Source organism: Ralstonia sp. RRA, assembly GCF_037023145.1.
Classification (GTDB): Bacteria; Pseudomonadota; Gammaproteobacteria; order Burkholderiales; family Burkholderiaceae; genus Ralstonia.
In genome coordinates this window covers 2,828,579-2,850,124 of the sequence record NZ_CP146091.1, presented here as the reverse complement: position 1 = coordinate 2,850,124, position 21,546 = coordinate 2,828,579, and the positions used below count along the sequence as shown (strand labels likewise).

19 protein-coding genes are annotated in these 21,546 nt (G+C 64.3%); 5 read left to right on the top strand and 14 right to left on the bottom strand.

What is annotated here, in order from left to right; all coding sequences use genetic code 11:
• Positions 1 to 26 precede the first annotated feature (26 nt).
• The 4 genes from secD to queA form a co-directional block, all read right to left on the bottom strand.
• Positions 27 to 1,919, bottom strand: coding sequence for a protein translocase subunit SecD (gene secD, locus V6657_RS13745; RefSeq protein WP_048933023.1), 1,893 nt, complete (start codon positions 1,917 to 1,919; stop codon positions 27 to 29).
• A gap of 237 nt (positions 1,920 to 2,156) precedes the next feature.
• Positions 2,157 to 2,486 carry a preprotein translocase subunit YajC gene (yajC, locus tag V6657_RS13740; RefSeq protein ID WP_031329700.1) on the bottom strand — a complete coding sequence of 110 codons (330 nt, stop codon included), beginning with the start codon at positions 2,484 to 2,486 and terminating at the stop codon, positions 2,157 to 2,159.
• A gap of 108 nt (positions 2,487 to 2,594) precedes the next feature.
• Positions 2,595 to 3,746 (bottom strand): tRNA guanosine(34) transglycosylase Tgt, encoded by a 1,152-nt coding sequence (tgt, locus tag V6657_RS13735; protein ID WP_048933022.1) that lies wholly within the window; start codon positions 3,744 to 3,746, stop codon positions 2,595 to 2,597.
• A gap of 1 nt (position 3,747) precedes the next feature.
• Positions 3,748 to 4,800 carry a tRNA preQ1(34) S-adenosylmethionine ribosyltransferase-isomerase QueA gene (gene queA, locus V6657_RS13730; protein ID WP_048933167.1) on the bottom strand — a complete coding sequence of 351 codons (1,053 nt, stop codon included), beginning with the start codon at positions 4,798 to 4,800 and terminating at the stop codon, positions 3,748 to 3,750.
• A gap of 93 nt (positions 4,801 to 4,893) precedes the next feature.
• Here queA and recG point away from each other — a divergent pair, with 93 nt between their 5' ends.
• Positions 4,894 to 7,071 carry an ATP-dependent DNA helicase RecG gene (gene recG, locus V6657_RS13725; protein ID WP_048933021.1) on the top strand — a complete coding sequence of 726 codons (2,178 nt, stop codon included), beginning with the start codon at positions 4,894 to 4,896 and terminating at the stop codon, positions 7,069 to 7,071.
• Positions 7,072 to 7,083: 12 nt separating this feature from the next.
• On the opposite strand, the gene V6657_RS13720 is transcribed toward recG, so the two are convergent.
• Both V6657_RS13720 and V6657_RS13715 read right to left on the bottom strand, forming a co-directional pair.
• A complete protein-coding gene (locus V6657_RS13720) occupies positions 7,084 to 7,515 on the bottom strand; it encodes a hypothetical protein (protein ID WP_053166352.1) in 432 nt (143 codons plus the stop codon).
• Between the two features lie 229 nt (positions 7,516 to 7,744).
• A complete protein-coding gene (locus tag V6657_RS13715) occupies positions 7,745 to 7,891 on the bottom strand; it encodes a hypothetical protein (protein WP_160315281.1) in 147 nt (48 codons plus the stop codon).
• A gap of 402 nt (positions 7,892 to 8,293) precedes the next feature.
• Between V6657_RS13715 and V6657_RS13710 the strand changes: the two genes are divergently transcribed.
• Entirely contained in the window at positions 8,294 to 8,572 is a 279-nt protein-coding gene (locus V6657_RS13710; protein ID WP_137884641.1) for a hypothetical protein, read from the top strand.
• The gene (locus V6657_RS13705; RefSeq protein WP_160315280.1) at positions 8,527 to 10,056 is read left to right on the top strand and encodes a hypothetical protein; all 1,530 of its coding nucleotides are present in this window, start codon (positions 8,527 to 8,529) and stop codon (positions 10,054 to 10,056) included. The genes V6657_RS13710 and V6657_RS13705 overlap by 46 nt, the downstream gene beginning before the upstream one ends.
• Positions 10,057 to 10,220: 164 nt before the next feature.
• Here V6657_RS13705 and V6657_RS13700 read toward each other — a convergent pair whose 3' ends face one another.
• The 3 genes from V6657_RS13700 to V6657_RS13690 form a co-directional block, all read right to left on the bottom strand.
• Positions 10,221 to 11,060, bottom strand: a complete 840-nt coding sequence (locus V6657_RS13700; RefSeq protein WP_048933018.1) for an undecaprenyl-diphosphate phosphatase — start codon at positions 11,058 to 11,060, stop codon at positions 10,221 to 10,223.
• A 164-nt stretch (positions 11,061 to 11,224) separates the two neighbouring features.
• Entirely contained in the window at positions 11,225 to 12,121 is an 897-nt protein-coding gene (locus V6657_RS13695; RefSeq protein WP_048933017.1) for an alpha/beta hydrolase, read from the bottom strand.
• Between the two features lie 91 nt (positions 12,122 to 12,212).
• A complete protein-coding gene (locus V6657_RS13690; RefSeq protein ID WP_200900878.1) occupies positions 12,213 to 13,064 on the bottom strand; it encodes a helix-turn-helix transcriptional regulator in 852 nt (283 codons plus the stop codon).
• A gap of 167 nt (positions 13,065 to 13,231) precedes the next feature.
• On the opposite strand from V6657_RS13690, the gene V6657_RS13685 reads away from it, so the two are divergent.
• Positions 13,232 to 14,179: a LysR substrate-binding domain-containing protein gene (locus V6657_RS13685; protein WP_048933016.1), complete on the top strand. Its 948-nt coding sequence runs from the start codon at positions 13,232 to 13,234 to the stop codon at positions 14,177 to 14,179.
• A gap of 192 nt (positions 14,180 to 14,371) precedes the next feature.
• On the opposite strand, the gene V6657_RS13680 is transcribed toward V6657_RS13685, so the two are convergent.
• The 5 genes from V6657_RS13680 to V6657_RS13660 all read right to left on the bottom strand — a co-directional run bounded on the left by V6657_RS13680 (position 14,372) and on the right by V6657_RS13660 (position 19,954).
• Positions 14,372 to 14,647 carry a LysR substrate-binding domain-containing protein gene (locus V6657_RS13680; RefSeq protein ID WP_048933015.1) on the bottom strand — a complete coding sequence of 92 codons (276 nt, stop codon included), beginning with the start codon at positions 14,645 to 14,647 and terminating at the stop codon, positions 14,372 to 14,374.
• Between the two features lie 293 nt (positions 14,648 to 14,940).
• Positions 14,941 to 16,263, bottom strand: coding sequence for an MFS transporter (locus tag V6657_RS13675; protein WP_048933014.1), 1,323 nt, complete (start codon positions 16,261 to 16,263; stop codon positions 14,941 to 14,943).
• 57 nt (positions 16,264 to 16,320) lie between these two features.
• On the bottom strand, positions 16,321 to 17,523 hold the full coding sequence (gene tcuB, locus V6657_RS13670) for a tricarballylate utilization 4Fe-4S protein TcuB (protein WP_048933013.1): 1,203 nt from the start codon (positions 17,521 to 17,523) through the stop codon (positions 16,321 to 16,323).
• A gap of 1 nt (position 17,524) precedes the next feature.
• Positions 17,525 to 18,934 (bottom strand): FAD-dependent tricarballylate dehydrogenase TcuA, encoded by a 1,410-nt coding sequence (gene tcuA / locus V6657_RS13665; RefSeq protein WP_048933012.1) that lies wholly within the window; start codon positions 18,932 to 18,934, stop codon positions 17,525 to 17,527.
• Positions 18,935 to 18,994: 60 nt separating this feature from the next.
• Positions 18,995 to 19,954, bottom strand: coding sequence for a LysR family transcriptional regulator (locus V6657_RS13660; protein WP_048933011.1), 960 nt, complete (start codon positions 19,952 to 19,954; stop codon positions 18,995 to 18,997).
• Between the two features lie 283 nt (positions 19,955 to 20,237).
• Between V6657_RS13660 and V6657_RS13655 the strand changes: the two genes are divergently transcribed.
• Positions 20,238 to 21,533, top strand: coding sequence for an MFS transporter (locus V6657_RS13655; protein WP_048933010.1), 1,296 nt, complete (start codon positions 20,238 to 20,240; stop codon positions 21,531 to 21,533).
• Positions 21,534 to 21,546: the final 13 nt, after the last annotated feature.

Genomic DNA, 21,546 nt, shown 5'->3' with positions numbered 1-21,546 from the left:
TGCAAGATGTCTGTGGGTGATGTGCCTTACTGCTTTGCCGGCGGCTGGGCGTTGGGGGCGGTATTGCCCGGCTTCCAGATCTGGCCGATTGCCAGGCCTTGCAGCTTCTTGCGGCGGCCGTACCAGAGATTGACCAGGGCGCGGTTGAAGAACACCGCCGAGAACATCGACGTCAGAATGCCCAGGCAGTGCACCACGGCAAAGCCCTTCACCGGACCGGAGCCGAAGGCGATCAGCGCCAGGCCCGCGATCAGCGTGGTGACGTTCGAGTCCACGATGGTGGCCCACGCACGCTCGAAGCCGGCGGCAATCGCCATCTGGGCCGAGGCGCCGTTGCGCAGCTCTTCACGGATACGCTCGTTGATCAGCACGTTCGCGTCGATGGCCATACCCAGTGCCAGCGCAATCGCGGCAATGCCCGGCAGCGTGAGGGTGGCCTGCAGCATCGACAGCACGGCGATCAGCAGGAACACGTTCACGCCCAGCGCCACCACCGAAAACACGCCGAACAGCATGTAGTACAGGACCATGAACACCGACACGGCGAGGAAGCCGTACAGCGCCGAGTCGAAGCCCTTGCGGATGTTGTCGGCACCCAGCGACGGGCCGATGGTGCGTTCTTCGATGATCTCCATCGGCGCCGCCAGCGAGCCTGCACGCAGCAGCAGCGCCAAGTCAGCCGACGCTTCCGTCGAGCCCATGCCGGTGATCTGGAAACGCGAGCCCAGTTCGGACTGGATGGTCGCCACCGTCAGCACTTCGCCCTTGCCCTTTTCGAACAGGACGATGCCCATGCGCTTGCCGATGTTGTCGCGCGAGACATCGCGCAGCATGCGGCCGCCCTGGCCGTCGAGCGTGATGTCGACCGACGCATTGTGGTTCTGGTCAAAGCCGGCCGAGGCGCTGGTGATGCGGTCACCCGTGAAGATCACCTGCTTCTGCAACAGCACCGGGGCGCTGCGGCCTTGCGTGAAGAGCTCGTCGCCCAGCGGCACCGGGTCGCCGGCGCGCGGCACCAGCGGCGCGTTCGGGTCAGCCAGGCGGGCTTCCAGCGTGGCGGTCCGGCCGATGATGTCCTTGGCCTTGGCCGTGTCCTGCACGCCGGGCAGCTGCACGACGATGCGGTCCGGGCCCTGTTGCTGGATCACCGGCTCGGCCACGCCCAGTTCGTTCACGCGGTTGTGCAGCGTCACGACGTTCTGCTTGACGGCGTTGTCCTGCACTTCCTTCATCGCGGCAGCGGTAAAGGTGCCGGTGAGCGTGGCGCCGTCAGCGGTCTTGTCGACGCTGTAGGCCAGTTCACGGGTGGAATCTGCCAGCACGCCACGCGCGCGGTCGGCGTCGTCGGCGTTGCCGAACTTGATGGTGATGGTGTTGCCGCTGCGGTCGATGCCGTTGTGGCGGATGCTCTTGTCGCGCAGTTGCGTGCGGATGTCGCCAGCCAGCGAGTCGAGCTTCTTGGTGACCGCACCGTTCATGTCGACCTGCAGCAGGAAGTGCACCCCGCCACGCAAGTCCAGACCCAGGAACATCGGCAGGGCGTGGATGGAGGTCAGCCAGCGCGGCGAGCCCGACAGCAGGTTCAGCGCGACGATGTAGGTCGGATCGGTCTGGTCGGTGTTCAGGCCGCGGGCCAGGATGTCCTTGGCCTTGAGCTGCGTGTCGGTGTCGGCAAAGCGCACACGCACGCTGGCCGAGGTGCCGTTGTTGTCGAAGAACACGCCGTTGGGCTGGATGTTGGCCGCAGCGAGCAGGCTCTCAACCTGCTTTTGCACGTTCAGGTCGACCTTGACGGTGGCCTTGCCCGAAGACACCTGCACGGCAGGCGCCTCACCGAAGAAATTCGGCAGCGTATAGAGGAACCCGATGGCAAGCGCCACCAGGATCACAAGGTATTTCCAGAGCGGATAACGATTCATCTTGGAGGGCGGTGAAGAACCTGTTCGCGATCCTACTGCGCGACCCGATCTTGGCCCTGTGATGCTCGCCGTACTTGTGTACGGCTGCGCTTCTCGGGCCAACCTCGAGCCGCTCGCTACGGATCGAGAACCGGTTCCACGGCTGCGCCAGGGGGCGCGGGCGCGGATTCTTAGAATAGGCGCTGCCTGGGATTCCGGCACCGGTGCCAAGCAGCACGCGGTGCCGGTCAAACCGGATTACAGCGCTTTGAGCGTGCCCTTGGGCAGCACGGTCGTCACAGCGCTCTTCTGGACGGTGATTTCAGTGTTGGCAGCGATTTCAACCACCACGAACTGCTCGGTCACCTTGGCAACCTTGCCCAGGATGCCGCCGGCAGTGACGACTTCGTCGCCCTTGGCCAGGGCTTCGAGCATGGCCTTGGTTTCTTTCTGGCGCTTCATTTGCGGGCGGATCATGATGAACCACAGCACCACAAACATCAGGATGATGGGCAGGAAGCTCATCAGGCCACTGGCGGCGCCGCCCGCCGGGGCGGTTTGTGCGTAAGCGTCGGAAATGAGGAACACGGTCAAAACTCCGTAAATGGTGCGTCAATCGGTCAAAAACTGGACCGAACATTCTACCATTGCCGTCTTGCGGCAAATGGGCGCATGGCCAGTCCTGTCAAGGGGGTGTCAGAGTGCGCCGCGGGCCCGATCGGCGGCAAAGCGCGCCTGGAATGCAGCAAAGCCGTGCGACTCAATGGCGGCGCGCATCTCGGCCATCAGCTCCAGGTAGTAATAGAGGTTGTGGATGGTGTTCAGGCGCGCACCCAGGATTTCGCCCACGCGCTGCAGATGATGCAGATAGGCGCGCGAGAAGTTGCGGCAGGTATAGCAGCCGCAGGTTTCGTCCAGCGGGCGCGGGTCATTGCGATGCACCGCGTTCTTAATCTTGATGTCGCCAAAGCGGGTGAACAGCCAGCCGTTGCGGGCGTTGCGGGTGGGCATCACGCAGTCGAACATGTCGATGCCGGCGGCGACGCCCGCCACCAGGTCTTCCGGCGTGCCCACGCCCATCAGGTAGTGCGGCTTGTTGGCAGGCAGACGCGGCGCCACGTGCTGCAGCACGCGCATCATGTCTTCCTTCGGCTCGCCGACCGACAGGCCGCCGATGGCATAACCGCCAAAGCCCTGGCCGCCCGCATCGGCGTCAATGGCTTGCAGCCCAGCCAGCGATTCGTCACGCAGGTTCTCGAACATGCCGCCTTGCACGATGCCGAACAGCGCGTTCGGGTTGCCTTCTCGCGCGAACTCGTTGCGCGAGCGCTGTGCCCAGCGCAGGCTCATGCGCATCGAGGCGGCGGCTTCGGCCTCAGTGGCGGGGCGATCCCCGATCTTGTACGGCGTGCATTCGTCGAACTGCATGACGATGTCCGAATTCAGTCGGCGCTGGATCTGCATGGAGATCTCGGGCGACAGGAACAGCTTGTCGCCGTTGATGGGCGAGGCGAATGTCACGCCTTCCTCGGTGATCTTGCGCAGATCGCCCAGCGAAAACACCTGAAAACCGCCGGAATCCGTCAGGATGGGTTTATCCCAGCCATTGAAGCCGTGCAGGCCCTTGTGCGCATCCATCACTTCCAGCCCCGGGCGCAGCCACAGGTGGAAGGTGTTGCCGAGGATGATCTGGGCGCCGATGTCCTTCAGTTCCGCCGGCGACATCGCCTTGACCGCGCCATACGTGCCCACCGGCATGAAGATGGGCGTTTCCACCACGCCGTGGTTCAGGGTCATGCGGCCGCGTCGGGCGAGGCCATCGGTGGTGAGGAGTTCGTACTTGAGCATGTCAGGCGGAAATGGAATCTGGTTCGGCGCGCGTGAGGAGCATGGCGTCGCCGTAACTGAAGAAGCGGTAGCGCTGGGCAATGGCGTGCTGGTAGGCGGCGCGGATGGCCGCCGTGCCCGCAAACGCCGACACCAGCATCAGCAGCGTCGACTTGGGCAGGTGGAAGTTGGTCACCAGCGCGTCGACCAGGCGGAAGCGGTAGCCGGGGGTGATGAAGATGTCGGTGTCGCCGCTGCCTGCGTGGAGCGTGCCGTCCGGCTGTGCGGCCGATTCGAGCGCGCGCATCGAGGTGGTGCCCACCGCGATGATGCGTCCGCCCGCAGCCCGCGTGGCACGGATGGCCTCGGCCAGTTCGGGCGAGATGGCGTACCACTCGCTGTGCATGCGGTGTTCGGCGATGTTTTCCACGCGCACCGGCTGGAACGTGCCCGCGCCCACGTGCAGCGTCAGGAAACCACGTTGAATGCCCATGGCGTCGAGCTTGGCGAACAGCGCGTCGTCGAAATGCAGACCTGCGGTAGGGGCCGCCACGGCGCCCGGGTTGCGTGCGTAGACGGTCTGGTAGCGCGTTTCGTCAAAGCTATCGGGATCGTGCTCGATGTAGGGCGGCAGCGGCAGGCGGCCGTATTGCTCGATCAGGTCCAGCGCCGGCTGCGGGAAGCGCAGCGTGAAGAACGGCTCGGCACGTGGGCCAACCGTCACATCAAAGGCATCGGCCAGGCGCAGCGTGGTGCCCTCGACGGGCGACTTGCTGGAGCGGATCTGCGCCAGCACGGTGTGCTCGTCCAGCAGGCGCTCAACCAGCACCTCAACCTTGCCGCCGCTGGCCTTTTGGCCGAAGAAGCGGGCCTTGATGACACGTGTGTCGTTGAAGACCAGCAGGTCGCCGGGGCGCAGGTAGTCGACCAGATCGGCGAACTGGCGGTCGTCAAAATGCACGCCATCGTCCGCGCGGCGGACAGCCAGCAGGCGGCTCGCGGTGCGGTCGGGCAGGGCGGTTTGCGCGATCAGCTCGGGCGGCAGATCGAAATCGAAATCGGACAGCGTCAGCATGAAAAGTGGCGCAGACGTGGATTGCGCCAAGTGATGGTGGCGGGCGCCGGTACAATCGGGCGACACCGCAAAGTTCGCCATTGTAAACGTCCTGTGCCGCCTCGCGCCCGTTCCGCCGCTGATACCGCTCCACTGCCCGACGCTGATACCGCGGCGGCGCCGAAACCAAAACGGGCGACCCCGGCAGACAAGCCCGCCAAGACGGCCCGTCCGGCCGACAAACTCGCCAAGCTGGGCCTGCACCGCGACGTGGATCTCGTCCTGCATCTGCCGATGCGCTACGAGGACGAAACCACGCTCCTGACCATCGCCGAGGCGGTCGCCCGCGCCAACACCGGCTGGGCCGCGCAGGTGGAGGGCACGGTCACGCGCAACGAAGTGACGCTCCGCGGGCGCCGGCAACTCGTCGTGCATATCACCGATGACTCCGGCGAGCTGGTACTGCGCTTTCTCAATTTCTACGGCAGCCAGGTCAAGCAGATGGCCGAAGGCGTGCAGCTGCGCGTGCGCGGCGAGGTGCGCGGCGGCTTCTTCGGCGCGGAGATGGTGCACCCGACCGTGCGCGCCGTCGCCCCGGACGAACCGCTGCCCGATCGTCTGACGCCGGTGTATTCCACCGTGGCGGGTGTGCCCCAGGCGTATCTGCGCAAGGCGATCCTGAACACGCTGACACGCACGCCGCTGCCGGAAACGGTGCCCAACAGCCTCATCACCGGGCCGCTGGCGCCGCTCAAGCTGATGGCCCCGGCGGAAGCCGTGCGCCTGCTGCACCAGCCCACGCCTGACGTGGACGAGTACAGCCTGGTTGAGCGCACGCATCCGGCGTGGCTGCGCATCAAGTTTGACGAGTTGCTCTCGCAGCAGTTGTCGCTTAAGCGGGCACAGGCGGCACGCCGTACGCGCAACGCGCCGGTATTGCGCACCAGTGGCAACGATGGCCTGCTCGCACGCTTCATGAACGCCTTGCCGTTCAAGCTGACCGGCGCCCAGGCCCGCGTGTGGGAAGAGATCCGCGCTGACCTTGCGCACCCGTACCCGATGCAGCGGCTGCTGCAGGGCGACGTGGGCAGCGGCAAGACCGTCATCGCCGCGTTGGCTGCGTGTCAGGCCATCGACGCCGGCTGGCAGGCCGCGCTCATGGCGCCAACCGAATTACTGGCCGAGCAGCACTACCGCAAGCTCTCTGCGTGGCTTGAGCCGCTGGGTGTGGATATCGTCTGGCTGGCCGGTAGCCTCAAGCGCAAGCAGAAGGACGAGGCGGCCGCGCGCGTGGCAGCGGGCACCGCGCAACTGGTGATCGGCACGCACGCGCTGATTCAGGACGCGGTCACGTTCGCGCGCCTTGGCCTGGCGGTGGTGGATGAGCAGCATCGCTTTGGCGTGGCACAGCGGCTCGCCTTGCGCGGCAAGGCCAGCAATGGCGATGCACCTGTCGTCGCCAATGCGCAGGTGCCGCACCAGTTGATGATGTCCGCCACGCCCATCCCGCGCACGCTGGCGATGACGTACTACGCCGATCTCGATGTCTCCGCCATCGACGAATTGCCGCCGGGGCGCACGCCCATCGTCACGCGGCTGGTGAACGATGCACGCCGCGACGAGGTGATCGAACGCATCCACGCCGCCGCACAAGAGGGACGACAGGTCTACTGGGTCTGTCCGCTGATCGAAGAGAGCGAAGCACTGCAGTTGCAGACTGCTGTGGAGACCTTCGAGACGCTTTCCCAAAGTCTCGCGGGCCTGAAGGTCGGTCTCGTACATGGCCGGCTGCCCTCCGCTGACAAGGCCGCCGTGATGAGCGCCTTCGCCAGCGGTGAGTTGCATGTGCTGGTGGCGACCACCGTCATCGAAGTGGGGGTGGACGTGCCCAATGCCTCATTGATGGTGATCGAACACGCCGAGCGCTTTGGACTCGCGCAGTTGCATCAATTGCGCGGGCGCGTGGGGCGGGGCACGGCGGAGTCGGTGTGCATCCTGCTGTATCAGGCGCCGCTGTCGCCCACGGCCAAGCAGCGCCTGCAGACCATGCGCGAGACCACCGATGGTTTCGAAATCGCCCGGCGCGATCTGGACATTCGCGGCCCCGGTGAATTCCTTGGCGCACGGCAATCGGGCGAGGCCATGCTGCGCTTTGCCGATCTCAATCACGATGCGTGGTTGGTCGAGTTTGCGCAGGGCGCCGCGGAGCAGATGCTCGCGCGCTTTCCCGAAGCCGTGGAGGCGCATCTCAAGCGCTGGCTGGGTGAGCGCGAGCACTATCTGCGGGTCTAGCCGCCCGAGGCTCTAGCGGCGCGAGCTGCCTTCATGACCACCGTTATGTCCGCCGTGGAATCCGCCGTGGAAGCCTCCACCGCCGCGCACAAAGCCACGGCCATCGCGGTGGAAGAACGCCCCGCGCATGTGGTGGATATGGTGGAAGCGGTCCACAAAGACCACGCTGCCGAAGAACACCGGGCCGCCCCAGTACCACGTGTCGTCCAGGTAGTACGGCGGGCCAAGGTAGGTGACGGGGCTGCCGTCGGTGTCCACCATTTGCCACGTCCCGTCCGGTTGCAGGCACGCCGTGCCTTGCACCTCCTGCATGACGCCGTTGATCTCGGTTTGCCCCGTCATCGGCTGGCAGGTGCCGACCGGCACGTCTTGCGCCGTCGCGCATGCGCAGATGCCCAGCGTGATCAGCGCCATCGTCAAGGTTGTCAGACGCTTCATGTTCATCCCCCAACACCAGGAATGCCCGACGTCTCAATACGCGCTGCAGCGGTGGTTCAGTGACCGGTCTGATCGTATTGCCTGGCACATCGGTTTGCCTGCGGGACGGCGCGGGCGTGCTCGCACGACGCATCCTGCACCCACGTAAACCGAATGTGCCCGCGCTTTATTCCGGCGCGGGCACGTTGCAGGTGTAACGGTTTATTGCCAGGTGATGCAATCGATGCGCCGGCCTTCAATGCTCGGTGACTGTCGGCAGCGCCTGCTTGCGCAGGCGCTTGGTGGCGTACATCGCGCGGTTGGCTTGGTCGAGCTGGGTAGCGATGTCGTCTTCCGTCAGGCGCTCGCATTGCGTGTATGCACTGGTCAGAAGTACGTGCACGACTACAGGTGTCACCGAAAACGTTTGGCCTCGAGCGTATCCAAATGCAGGCGTATCTCATGCGGTTGCATGCACAATCAGAGCAAAGAAACTTTCATGCTTGGCTGCCCCGACCATCTCCTAGGCTAGCACTGCCATTGCGCAGTCCCCGCGCAGTGCACGCCGGATCCACACACAACAATCACGGCAACGCACTGCGCAAGCGAGTGCAGTCATCGGTGTATCCCGCCGAGCTGCAGCGTGCGAACCATCGCGCCCCCGACCTGACTGCGCCGTTCATTGCGCTGCCTGCGCTGTGCTTGCGCGTCGCAGGTTTCGCGGCACATGCATGAAGGAGATGAGCGCACCTGATTCCCGATTCAGCACCAAAGGAACAATGACCAATACCTTGGGGGAGGCGCTATGCCACTGCGTTCCGGAGTTCAGCAAGCTTTGCGTGGTGCGGCGTTGCTGGCCGCGTTGGGCGTTGCACAGACGGCTGCGGCGCAAGCCGTGCCGACCGATGCCGCCGGAGGATGTCCGATCTCGCCGGCGACCGTCGCGAGCTTTTTTGAGAGCGGTACGGTCACGCTCAACGGTGTGGTCAAGCCCGCCGACAGCACCGTGGCGCTCGCGCCCAACTGCGGGTTCTTCCAGTGGACCGAGCAGTCCAGTGGACCGAGCAGATGTTCCTGTGGCTGACGTCGCCCGCGCCCGCCACGTACGGCGGTGGCAGCCACGTCATGTTCTCGCCGCAGTTCTACACGGTCAGCCCGGAAGACAGCAGCGGACGCCGCAACTTCATCCCCAATTCGCCGGGGCGGCCGATCAACATGTTCTTGCGTGCAATGGAGCTGGGCCCGCATGGCCTGCCGATCGTGATGGCGCGCACCGGGCAGATCGTGGAAGTGCCGCACGAAATACCGGGGCAGAAGCCGCCGTCGATCCGCCTGGCCAACGGCAGACTGATCCCGGGCACGCAAGTCCAGAGCGTGCGCAAAACTGAGCAGGGCACGCTTGAACTGCTCGATGCGCGCGGCAAGCTGCTGGCGCCGAAGGTGCTCAAACTCGCACCGATCGTGCGCCAGCGCGCGCTGCTGTCGGCTGATCGGCCGGTGCCGGTTGTGCCGATGAGGGCGTTCACCTCTGCCATCCAGGCGCGCAAGCTGGTCATCAAGGGCATTCCGATCTTCCTTGATCCGGCGGGCAATGTGATCGACGTCGAGCCTGGCCAGGCAGATAGCGGCGTGCTGATCTCGCAGAACGGGTCGTTGATCTACTACATCATCGCCGTGAACGATGTGTTTGCCTTCCACCGCACCATGCAGGGTGCGGCGGTGATCCCCCCCAATACCAACATCGCATTCCCAACCTCGATGGCCGATGTGAATGCCGTGGTCAGCTTTGCAGCCAGCAAGGGCCACACGATCCAGGATCCGAAGGCGCTGGCCATCGAGACCAAGTCGAGCTGGATGGATGCCAGCAAGGTGCCCAACCCGAACGACTACATCCAGGTCGAAGCCGTGGTCCCGACGTTCGACAAGAGCAACCCGAACAACTGGGTGCCCAACGGGCAGACGACGTTGAAGCTGGTCATGCTGGGCCTGCACGTGGTGGGTTCAACTAGCGGGCACGGCGAGATGGTGTGGGGCACGTTCGAGCACCAGGGCAATGCACCGAATGCGACCTACGCCTACAACTCGACCAGCGGCCTGAAGACCTTGGCGCAGAACACCTCGGGCAACTGGCTGTTCACGCCCAGCGGGTCGAGCGGTCCGTTCAACGCCACCAACAACAGCTGGACGGGCACCGCCATCACCGGCACGCCAGTTGGTCCGTCGCCTGTGCTGCGCGCCAAGCCGTGGGGCTCGAATGATGGCGGCAACCCAGCCAATGCGGCCGGCCTGAACACGCAGGTGATCTCGGCCAACGCCAGCGTGATCTCGCAGTTGAACGCGGCAGACGTGCGCCGGCAGTACTTCCAGCTGGGGACGAAGTGGACGATTTTCGGCGCACCGCCCAACGGGGGTAACGAGGTCGGCACGAACCATCTTGCCAACGCGACGATGGAAACCTTCGCGCAGGGCACGACGCCCTCCGCCCCGAGCGCCAACTGCTTCTCGTGCCATACGACCAACAAGGTGCCGGTCAGCCATGTCTACCCGAGGCTGACGCCGCTGCCCTGATCGGCAACGCTGTAACGAGGCACGGGGCATCGACGGATGCGAAAGCGTTCGTCGATGCCCCGTGTTGCTGGTGCTGGCGCGTCGTCATGCGATGGCGTTGCCGCAGGCGGGCGAACGCCTTGTGAGCCTCTGCAGCCGACGTCTTCAAAGGAGTGGACGCAGCCTCAGCCCCCAAACATCCACACGACAACCGACGCGACCAGGCAGTAGCAGCCGAACAGATACCACCGCCCTTGCTCCAGCCAACGCGACAGCCAGCGCAGTGCCACCAAACCGGCAATAAAGCTGAACACCATGCCCAGCAGGCTCGGTGCCAGCATGTGCAGCATGCTGTCGGCGGTGCCCGCATAGGCCTTGTAGAAGCGATAGCCTTCCTTGACGATAACGGCCGGCGTCAGCACCACGGCGAGCGCGAAGCTGAACTCCTCGGCACGGCGGCGCTGCACACCCACCAGCATGCCACTGGAAATGGTCGCGCCCGAGCGCGACAGCCCACGAAACGGCAAGCACAGCCCCTGCACGGCCCCGATCCAAAGGGCACGCCAGCCGGTCAGGTCTCCGGTGGCCGTGGTGTTGGCGTACCTGGACGACACGATGATCAGCACGCCGGCCACGGCCAGGCTGACCGCCATCAACTTGGTATTGCCGAAGAGGTGCTCCACCTCAAAGCTGTCGGCGCCGCCCATGAAGACGTGCTTGATCACATACAGCAGGGTCAGCCCGACGATGCCTGTGGCCGCCGTGGCCACGGCCAGCTGGACGCCGTTGTTCCACAGCGCCTTGGTCGACGAGAAATACGTCTGCCGCCACGAGCGCCAGAAATACACGATGACGGCAAACATGGTGCCCGTATGCAGCATGACCAGCATCAGCGTCATGTCGGGGGAAGTCGGGTCCAGCCCCAGCCACTTCTCGGCCAGGATGACGTGGGCCGAACTGGAAACCGGCAGCAGCTCGGCAAGGCCTTGGACGCAGGCCAGGATGATGATGTGAAGCGTGGTCATGCTTGGGTGGGGGCGATGGACTGAACGTTGTGTGGTGACGTGCGCGTGGCATGGCCAAGGCTGTCAGACCGAAACGGTATCAGATCATCAAGACGCGTCGGGCCCAAGGGGGTTTGAAGGGCGTCGGCGTTGTATTTGCGCCGACCGCCCCTGGGCCGGTCAGATCAAAGATGCTGGCCAAACCATTCGGCCGCGACGCGACTGGTCTGCTCGAAGTGTTCGATGTAGGGCGTGAAGTGTCCACCCCTGACCAGCGAGAGTGCCTTGGGCTGCAGCGCGCGCTCGTAGGCCTGCAGGCAGAGATCGACCGGCGTCAGCACGTCTTGGTCCGCCACGATCATCAGCAGTGGGGTGGGCGCGATGCGGTCGACAAAGGTGCCGGGCTCGTTCTCGCGCGACAGCTCTGCGCTGCGCAGCGTGACTTCATTGCGCCAGTTGGGGGCGAACGGCGCGGTGTCGGTAAAAAAGCGGAAGCCGTCGGCACCGGCCATCGCGCAGGGTGCTGTGGGGTCGGCGGATACGGCGGGCACCATCATCGGTGCGGCACCTTCGAAGCGCTGCTGCCGGTCCTGTGCGAAGCGTGCGAGCGCTGCCGGCACGAGATCGGCACGCGTGCGCCGCAAGGCGGATTGATAGCCGCTGATGGTGGGCACCTGCGACACCACGCACTTGACCCGTTTGTCGACGGCGGCCACCTCCAGCACGTGCCCTCCGCTGAAGCTCGTCCCCCAGATGCCGATGCGCTGGTCATCCACCTCTGGCCGCGAGATCAGGTAGCTAATGGCATCGCGATAGCCGCGCTTCTGCAGTACGGGGTCGGCTTCCTGGCGCGGCAGGCCCTCGCTTGCGCCAAAGTTGCAATGGTCATACACCAGCACCGCAAAGCCGCTGCGTGCAAAGACATCGGCATAGCGATCCAGGTACTGCTCTTTGACTGCGGAAAAGCCATGCGCCATCACGATGGCCGCGCTGGCCTGGTCAGGGCGCGCATCAGCGGCCGGATAGAACCAGCCGCGCAGGATCACGCCTTCGGAAAGAAATTCAACGTCTTCACGCACCATGTCGAGTCCTTATTCGTTTTGCTGCACGGGGTGTGCTGGGCAACACGATAGGCGGCGCGCCTCAGCGGCGCATCTGCGTGGCGGACGTTTGCTACGCCGAATCGGACAACATGGCGTACGCGCTGGGTGGCACACCGATAAAGCGCCTGAACAGGGTCGAGAACGCTCCCACGGTCTCATAGCCCAGCTCGGCCGAAACCGCTGTGACGGGCACGCCCGCAGCCAGCAACGGCAGTGCCGCGCAGATGCGGGCCTGCTGCCGCCAATGCACGAACGACAACCCGGTCTGCGCAACGAACAGGCGCGACAGCGTGCGGCTCGACGCGCCCGCCTCGGCGGCCCAGTCTTCCAGCGTGCGCGGGTCGGATGGGGTGGCCAGGATGGCGTCACAGATGCGGGTCAGGCGACGGTCCGAGCCCGATGGCAGGGGGAGGGGCTGGTCTGGCGACCACTCGATTTCCGCCAGCATCAGTTCAGTCATCAAGGCCTCGCGGCCGGCCGGCAGATGCTCGATAGGCAACGCCGCCACGCGCACGATCAACTCGCGCAGCAGTGGCGACACATTGACCATGCGTGGCACCGGCGGCGCGCTCTGCCCGTAAGCCTCGGGGCTGACATACGCCGTGCGCATCTCGACGTCGCCACAGGCGCGCATGGCGTGCGGCATGCCCTGCGGAATCCACAGCGCTTTCTGCGGAGGAATACGCCAGAGCGCATGGTTGGCCGTGACCTCCACAACACCGCTAGTAGCGAAGATCAACTGCGCCCGCACGTGCTCGTGTGCCGCCACCACGAAACCGTTGGGGAACCGCTTGGGCATCACAGCTGCCAGGCCCGGCGTGTTCTGGTAGTCGCGCGGGTTCAGGCTCTTGGTGTGCTCCGCCGGGCCGTGCCGTTGGCGCGGTCGGTGTGCGCTGTCGTCAGGTGTGGGTGGGGGCGGCATAGGGGTTGGTGAAGCGGTGGATTGCGCACAAGTGTAGTAGACGGCGGCAACCGGCTGGCTTCCGGTGGGGTCGCGCTAGACGGGCGCCCACAAGACTTCATGAAGTCCAAGCAATCTCCCGCGTCACAAGTTAAAATCTATCGGACCCCAAAAGCCGATTGATTGCCATGACGCTCACCGAACTCAAATACATCGTCGCTGTTGCACGGGAACGCCACTTTGGCCGTGCCGCCGAGGCCTGCTTTGTCTCGCAGCCGACGTTGTCGGTCGCCATCAAGAAGCTGGAAGACGAACTGGCCGTGCAGATCTTCGAGCGCGGTGCGTCGGAGGTGAGCGTCACGCCGGTGGGCGAGCAGATCGTCACGCAGGCCCAGCGCGTGCTGGAGCAGACCATGGCGATCCGCGAGATCGCCAAGCAGGGCATGGACCCGCTGGCCGGGCCGCTGCGCCTGGGGGTGATCTACACGATCGGGCCGTACCTGCTGCCGGCGTTGGTCAAGCAGATGATCGACACCGTCCCGCAGATGCCGCTGATGCTGCAGGAGAACTTCACCGTGCGGCTGGTGGAGCTGCTCAAGCAGGGCGAGATCGACTGCGCCATCATGGCCGAGCCGTTTCCCGAGGCCGGGCTGATGACGGTGCCGCTGTACGACGAGCCCTTCGTGGTGGCGGTGCCGCGCGGTCATGATCTGGCCAAGGTGCAGGCGGTGGATCCGGAGGCACTCAAGCGGCAGACCATGCTACTGCTGGGCAACGGCCATTGCTTCCGCGATCACGTGCTGGGCGTCTGCCCGGAGCTGTCGCGCTTCTCGCAAAACGCCGACGGCATCCAGAAAACCTTCGAGGGCTCGTCGCTGGAGACGATCCGTCATATGGTGGCCAGCGGCGTCGGTATTACCGTGCTGCCGCGCACCTCGGTGCCGAGCATGCAGCCGGCCGCTACAGATCTGCTGGCTTATGTGCCGTTCCAGGAACCGGTGCCGGACCGCCGCGTCGTGCTGGCCTGGCGCAAGAGCTTTACCCGCATCGCCGCCATCGAGGCAGTGGCCAAGGCGGTCGCGCAATGCAATCTGCCGGGCATCAAGCCACTGCCCGTTACCCCGCTGATCCACTGATTGTCACCCGCCGCCGTCGTTGTCGGCATCGCGAAGAACATTAGAAAAAGACGCCCCGTAGGATTGTGAAATAGCGAAGTGGCGTAGAAAAGATAGCGAAGCAGGTTGTAGTGGAAATGGCGGTTGGATACCGATTGCGGCGGCGAGAGGGTTGGGGTCGGCCGGATTCACAAAGTATCCGCCATGGCTCGGTTACCGAGCACCCTCACTTGGCCAGACCACGTCCGCTTTCCACGATTCCGTTGCAATGAACTGCTTGAGCTTGTCCTGCAACAGGGCTATCCAAGCGATGGCAAAGCGGGAGGGCGGATTTTCGCGCAAGGTCGTGATTGCTACGCTCGAACGAATGCCCGGGCGGCTGATGCGGTGGGCTACGAGCTCGCCGCGCGCGATCTCCTCCTTGATCGCGATGTAGGTCAGGATGGAGTAACCCGCACCGAATTTCACCAATTGCTTGGTCAGCGCCACGCTGTCGACTTCGCGCGTGACGCTATAGCCCCGATCTGGATCTGCAAGCCGAGCACGATGCCGTGGTACCGCGCCGGTTCTCGCAGGTTCTGAAATCGATGTTGGGGGATCGGGTGACCGTCGTTGTGGTGCCGAACGCGGGTCATGCCTTTGCACCGGAGCAGCCCAAGGCGATGGCCGATGCGATCGCGACATTTGCCAAGTGTGTGTATGCAGAACCGGCCAAGCAGAAAGCGTATCGCCTTGTGATGTCGAGGCACGCCCCCCGCCTGGAGCATCGGCGGGTGCGTGCGCTAAGGAGCGGGCGAAGCGACGGGGCCCGCATTCCCCAGTTTTTGGCGATACAACCCGAGGGTCGCGCATAGCCCGCAGAGCGCGGCGAAACTGAGCCAGTAGCCGGGCGCTGCCTTGTCGTGTGTCACTTCGATCAGGTAAGTCGACAGCGCCGGCGTGAACCCGCCGAAGACGGCTGTCGCCAGGCTGAATGCCAGTGAAAAGCCGGCGACCCGTACCTCGACCGGCATGACCTCCGTCAGCGCTGCGACCATGGCGCCGTTATACATGCCAAAGAAGAACGAGAACCACAGGAGCACGGTCAGCATGCGGCCAAAGCTCGGCGCATCCGCAAGCCAGGACAGGGCCGGATACGACGTGCAGATGGCCAGAACGGTAATCGCCATCAGGATCGGCTTGCGCCCGGTGCGGTCTGAAATGGCGCCCCCGATCGGCAGCCAGATGAAGTTCGACAGCGCGACGAGCAGCGTCACCATCAGGCTATCGCTTGTCGACAACTTCAGCACGGTCTTGCCAAAGGTCGGCGTGTAGACGGTGATGAGATAAAACGTGGTGGTCGTCATGGCCGTAAGCAGCATGCCGCCGATGACGACCCGCCAGTTCCGCACCAGCATCGCGAACACTTCGGTCGAACGCGGGTGGTGGCGCCTTGCCTCAAACGCGGCCGTTTCCTTCAACGACCGGCGCAGCACGAACAGGAACGGAACAATGACGCAGCCCAGGAAGAACGGGATGCGCCATCCCCACGCGGCCAACTGTTCGGCCGGCATCCACTGATGGAGCGCATAGCCCAGCGCCGCTGCCACGATGATGGCAACCTGCTGGCTGCCTGATTGCCAACTCGTGTAGAAGCCCTTGTTCCCGGGCGTCGCGATCTCCGCCAGATACACGGAAACACCGCCGAGTTCGGCGCCTGCAGAAAAGCCCTGCAGCAACCGGCCGATCAGCACCAGCACCGATGCTGCAATGCCGATGGAGGCATAACTGGGCACGCAGGCGATCAGGATCGTCCCGCTTGCCATGATCGCCAGCGTAACGATCAGGCCGGTACGCCGCCCAACCTTGTCGATGTACGCACCTAGGAAGATCGCGCCAAGCGGACGCATCAAGAATCCGGCGCCGAACACGGCGAAGGTGAGCATCAGCGAGGCAAACTCATCCGCCAAGGGAAAGAAGATCTTGGAGATAGCCGTGGCGTAGAAGCCGAACAGAAAGAAGTCAAACTGCTCAAGAAAATTGCCGCTGGTTACGCGCAGCACGGCGGCGGCTTTTGAGCCGCGCGAGCTGGGGTGCTCGGCGGCGATCTGGCTGGTGGGGTTCACTGCAGTGTCTCCTGTTGTGTAGTGAGGTGGCGCGGTACGCCCCTCGCTGTTTTTGCGTTAATCCGCGCCGAGCGCGACGTTGTTTCGTTGTCGCTTTTCAATCGAGGATTTCAGTAGCGCCGCTGATCGGTAGATGCCGTGCGCGAACTTTCCGTATGGCAGCGTTGCGAACAGTGCGATGACAATGCCCAGATGGACGGCCAGCAGTGTCGGCATCGCCGCTGTACTGCGGTACGCCAGCAGTGCCAGGCCTGACGCGCTGGTCATGAGCAGCAGGGCAATGAACGCTCTGTCCATCGGGCGTTGCGCGGCGTCGCCTTGTTCGGGGTGGCGGCGCAGGTTGAGCCAAAGCAGGCCCGCGGGCCCGACGATCAGGCCGATACCACCGGCCGTGCCGAGCAGTACCGGCAGGCTGAATAACGGATAGGGCGCGTGCAACCCGAGCAGGTAGTGATACAGCGTGGCAACCGCGGTCGCAGCAAAGCACAGCAGGAAGCCGTAGAAGGTCAGGTGATGGAAGCGCCGCCGTGCCAGGGTGAATGCATCGTCAGACTCGTTGCAGCCGTCGCCGTGCCCGCCGTCCAGATACTTCAACGTGAGGGCATTTTTCGCGGCTTCGGCCACAGCGGGTGCGCTCGCTTTTGCGGTGCCCTCCGACACGTCGCGCCAGAACCGCGTCACACCCATGCCCAGGGCCGTGGCGGCGAAGAGGGAGACCACCCCAAAGATCGCGGCGAGCAGGTTATGTGGGAAGACCGCGTAGAAGTTGCTGCCCACGTTATGCAACAGGTCGCCGGAGATTGCTGCACCGAGCAACAGGAACATCGCCAAACCGAAGGCGAGCGCCACAGATACCGTCACCCCATTGCGCCGATAGAGGCTGCCCAGGGACGCCGGCCACGCGTACTCGGTGTAGGTTTCCAGACGCACCTTGGCCATCGCCTTGGGGACGTTGACACCAAACTCGTGCGGAGGGGCGTACTGGCAGGCGTGATAACACGCGCCACAGTTGTGGCACAGATTGGCCAGGTAGTTGACGTCAGCCTTGTCGAATGCAAGGCGCCGCGTCATCGCTGGGAAAACGGCGCAGAACCCTTCGCAGTAGCGACAGGCGTTGCAGATCTGCATCTGCCGTGCCACTTCGCTTTCGCTTGGGGTCATCGCCACGATGGGAATCACGCGTGATGCAGAACGATGCGATGTGCGTGTGGAAGGCACCGCATCGTGGGAAGGGACGCCCGTCCGTGCGGTGGCGGGCATGTCAGGCTTGTGCACGTTCAACTCCGGAAGTTTGCAACGCGTAGCGCGCGGCCTGGGTGCCGGCGATGCGTCCGAAGGCAGTGCCGATCGACATGCCGACCCCTGCCGTATAGCCTTTTCCAAGCACGTTGCCCGCCATCATTTCGCCAGCGACGAAGAGGTTGTCGCTCGGCGCGCCCCCGAAGTGGACCCGCGCCTGATCATCGGTCTTCAGGCCCAGATAGGTGAACGTGATGCCCGGCCGCAGGGCATAGCCGTAGAACGGTGGCACATCAATCGGCTGCGCCCAGTGCGTCTTGGGTGGCGCAACGCCCTCGGTATGGCAATCATCGAGCGCTGTGTGATCGAAGCTGCCAACGCGGCACGCTTCGTTGTAGCGGCGCAGCGTCTCCATGAACTGCGCCTCGGGAAGATCGAGCTTGCGCGCCAGTTCGGCCAGCGTCGCCGCCTTTTCTCCGGGAAAGACCGGCGGCATGAAGCGGCCGATCGCTTTCGAATCGATGATCGAGTAGCCGATCTGCCCCGGCTGTTGCGCCACGAGCCGGCCCCAGATGGCGTAGCGCTTCGGCCAGAAATCCTCGCCTTCGTCGTAGAAGCGCTGGGCGTTCCGGTTGACGACGACGCCTAGCGAGACGCAATCGATGCGTGTGCAGATGCCGCCGTCATACAGCGGGGCCCTGGCATCGATGGCGACGCAATGGGATTGCGATGGATCGCCGATGGCGTCTGCGCCCGCATCGATCATGAATTTGAGCAGCACGCCGCGATTGAAGCGCGTGCCCCGGATCAGGAAATTGTCGGCAGGCCATTCGCCACGCTCGTTCTGACCCCATGCCTCGCGCAGCCATTCGCGATTCGATTCGAAACCACCAGCGGCCAGTACGCATGCACGCGCCTCGAATCGCTGCGTGCCGCTGCGCGCTGCAACGAACCGATCGCCATCCAGTTCGATGGAGTCCACGGGGGTTTCATAGCGAATGCGCACCCCAAGGGCTTCTGCGCTGCGGTAGTAGGCGTTGACCAGCGCCTTGCCACCGCCCATGAAGAACGCGTTGGTGCGGGCAACATGCAACGCGCCCGACAGTGGCGGCTGGAAGCGCACGCCGTGCTTCTGCATCCACGGGCGGCAGCTCGACGACGCGCGAATCGTCAGGCGGGCAAGGTGCTCATTGGTCTGCCCTCCCGTGACTTTCAGCAGGTCCTGCCAGTATTCCTCTTCGGGATATGCCTCGACGAGCACGTCTTGCGGCGCGTCGTGCATGCAACGCAGATTGCGCGTGTGCTGTGAATTGCCGCCACGCCATGCCTGCGGCGCGGATTCGAGCATCAGTACCGATGCGCCGGCCTCCCGCGCCATCAGCGCCGCGCACAGCGCCGCGTTTCCGCCTCCTATGACCAGTACGTCAACCATACATGCCTCCTTGGGGAGGCACTGTATGGCGCGCCGTCGCACGCCGCCATCAGCGAGGCGTCAACGGGTCTTCAGGTTTCGTGAAGAGGCAGAGGCTTCGCCACGCAGGCGTGCACCGGGCCAGCGTCCTTCGCGAACAAGCTGCCGCGCCACATCCGCCAGCACCACGCGCGCCGCAAGCCCTGCGGGCGATAGCTCCTCGTCGGACACGCTCGTGATCAGGTTCGGCCGCGCTGCATAGGTTTCGGCCAGGGGCACGCTGGCCAAGGTCGCGTTTTCAGCGCGGGCCAGTGCTGCGCCAGGCTGGATCGTTGCGCCCATGCCGCTGCGCACGAAATCCATCAGCAGCGCCAGTCCATCGACTTCAGCGACGATGCGCGGTTCGTACTTCGCACGCTTGAACGCCTCAGCGAGCAGCGATCGCAAGCCGTGCGGGCCGCTGGGCAGGATCAGGTCCAGCTTGCCAAGCTCCCCGAGCCGGACAGTCTTTCCGGCGGGCATGCCGCGCAGATCGTTTGTGCCGATGACGAAGAGTCGCTCATCGAGCAGCGGCAGCACGCTCCATCGCTGCGATGGCTGTTCGCGGAAGAGCACGGCGAGGTCGATCTGCCGGGCGCTCAGCATCGACTCCAGATAGCCGGACAGGCTTTCGACGATACGCAACCGAACATCGGGATAGCGCTCGCGCATCGACTGCATGAACGCAACGCCCAGTACGCTCGCGGTGCTGGGCGCCATGCCGATGCTCACGTGGCCCGAAAGTCGGGCGGCGCGCGCTGCCTGTGCGGCGTCGTCGACGTGACGCAATGCAAGTTGCGCCTGTCGCCAGAAAGCGAGCCCGGCGTCCGTCGGTATCACCCCACTGGACGTGCGTTGCAGCAGGCGCGTTGCCAGCTCGCTTTCGAGGCGGCTGATCTGCTGGCTGAGCGCTGACGTCACTACGCCCAGTTCCAGAGCCGCTTTGCCCATGCTTCCGTGCTCGACGACGGCCAGGAAGTATCGAAGCTGTCTGAGTTCCATGGGGATCAGTGATCTAGAGAAGACCGGAATTCTCGCAGGTTCTACACATTGCGAGTTCAGCTATGGCGGGTATCTGCCTAGGCTGACTTTGCGCAGGTGCAGGCGCATCCGCACCTGCGCGCCAGGAGGGCAGGTGGTGGGGGGCGATTGGATTGATAACCAACGCACATCAATCGTTCCGAAAATTGCACTTCCGGTTTGCGCGTCTCCCAAGCGAACATTGCCAAAACGACAAACGCCGCTCGACGGCGTATTCTTTTTTTGGCTTCCAGGAGACACCTCGATGCACCCCCCGTCCAGCCTTTCGACCGGGCAATCCAAGGCCGCTGCGGTCTTCCGCGTCACCGCCGGGAATTTCCTGGAGCAGTTCGACTTCTTCCTGTTCGGCTTCTACGCCACGCAGATCGCCAACGTCTTCTTTCCCACCGAGAGCGAGTTCGCCTCGCTGATGATGACGTTCGCTGTTTTTGGCGCCGGCTTCCTCATGCGGCCGCTGGGCGCGGTTGTGCTGGGTGCGTACATTGACGACGTCGGCCGTCGCAAAGGCCTCATCGTCACGCTGTCCATCATGGCAAGCGGGACCGTGCTGATCGCGTTTGTTCCCGGCTACGCCACGATCGGTCTTCTGGCGCCGGCGCTCGTGTTGCTCGGGCGTCTCCTGCAGGGCTTCTCGGCAGGTGCCGAGCTGGGCGGTGTGTCGGTCTATCTGGCCGAGATGGCTACGCCGGGCCGAAAGGGCTTGTTCACGAGCTGGCAGTCCGCCAGCCAGCAGGTCGCAATCGTCGTGGCGGCGGGCCTGGGGTTCGCGCTCAACCAATGGCTGAGCGCACCGGCCATTGCCGCATGGGGATGGCGCGTGCCGTTCTTCGTCGGTTGCATGATCGTGCCGTTCATTTTCGTGCTGCGCCGCAATCTTGAGGAAACGCAGGAGTTCAAGGCGCGCAAGCATCGCCCGAGCATGAAGGACGTATTCAGCACGCTGGTGCAAAACTGGGGCGTTGTCATCGCCGGCATGATGCTGGTGGCGATGACGACCACGAGCTTCTACCTCATCACCGTCTATGCGCCGACCTTCGGCAAGACGGTCCTGCACCTGAGCACGGCCGACAGCCTGCTCGTCACGCTGTGTGTAGGGGTGTCGAACTTCGTGTGGCTGCCGATCGGCGGTGCGCTCTCCGACAGGATCGGCCGCCGGCCGCTGCTGGTCAGCATGACGGTGCTCACCATCGCCACCGCATATCCGGCGCTTTCGCTGCTCGCTCACGCGCCGAGCTTCCAGAACATGCTGCTCGTGCTGCTGTGGCTTTCGTTCATGTACGGCATCTACAACGGCGCCATGGTCGTTGCGCTCACGGAAGTCATGCCCGTGCAGGTGCGCGTTGCCGGTTTCTCGCTGGCCTATAGCCTTGCGACGGCGGTGTTTGGCGGCTTTACCCCCGCCATCTCGACGGCGGCCATCCATATGACCGGCGACAAGGCGGCGCCAGGCTACTGGATGAGCTTCGCCGCCGTGTGCGCGCTCTTGGCTACGTTTGCGCTCTATCGTCGCCGACCCGTGACGCTGGCCCCGGCGCATTGAAGTTCTGCGCATC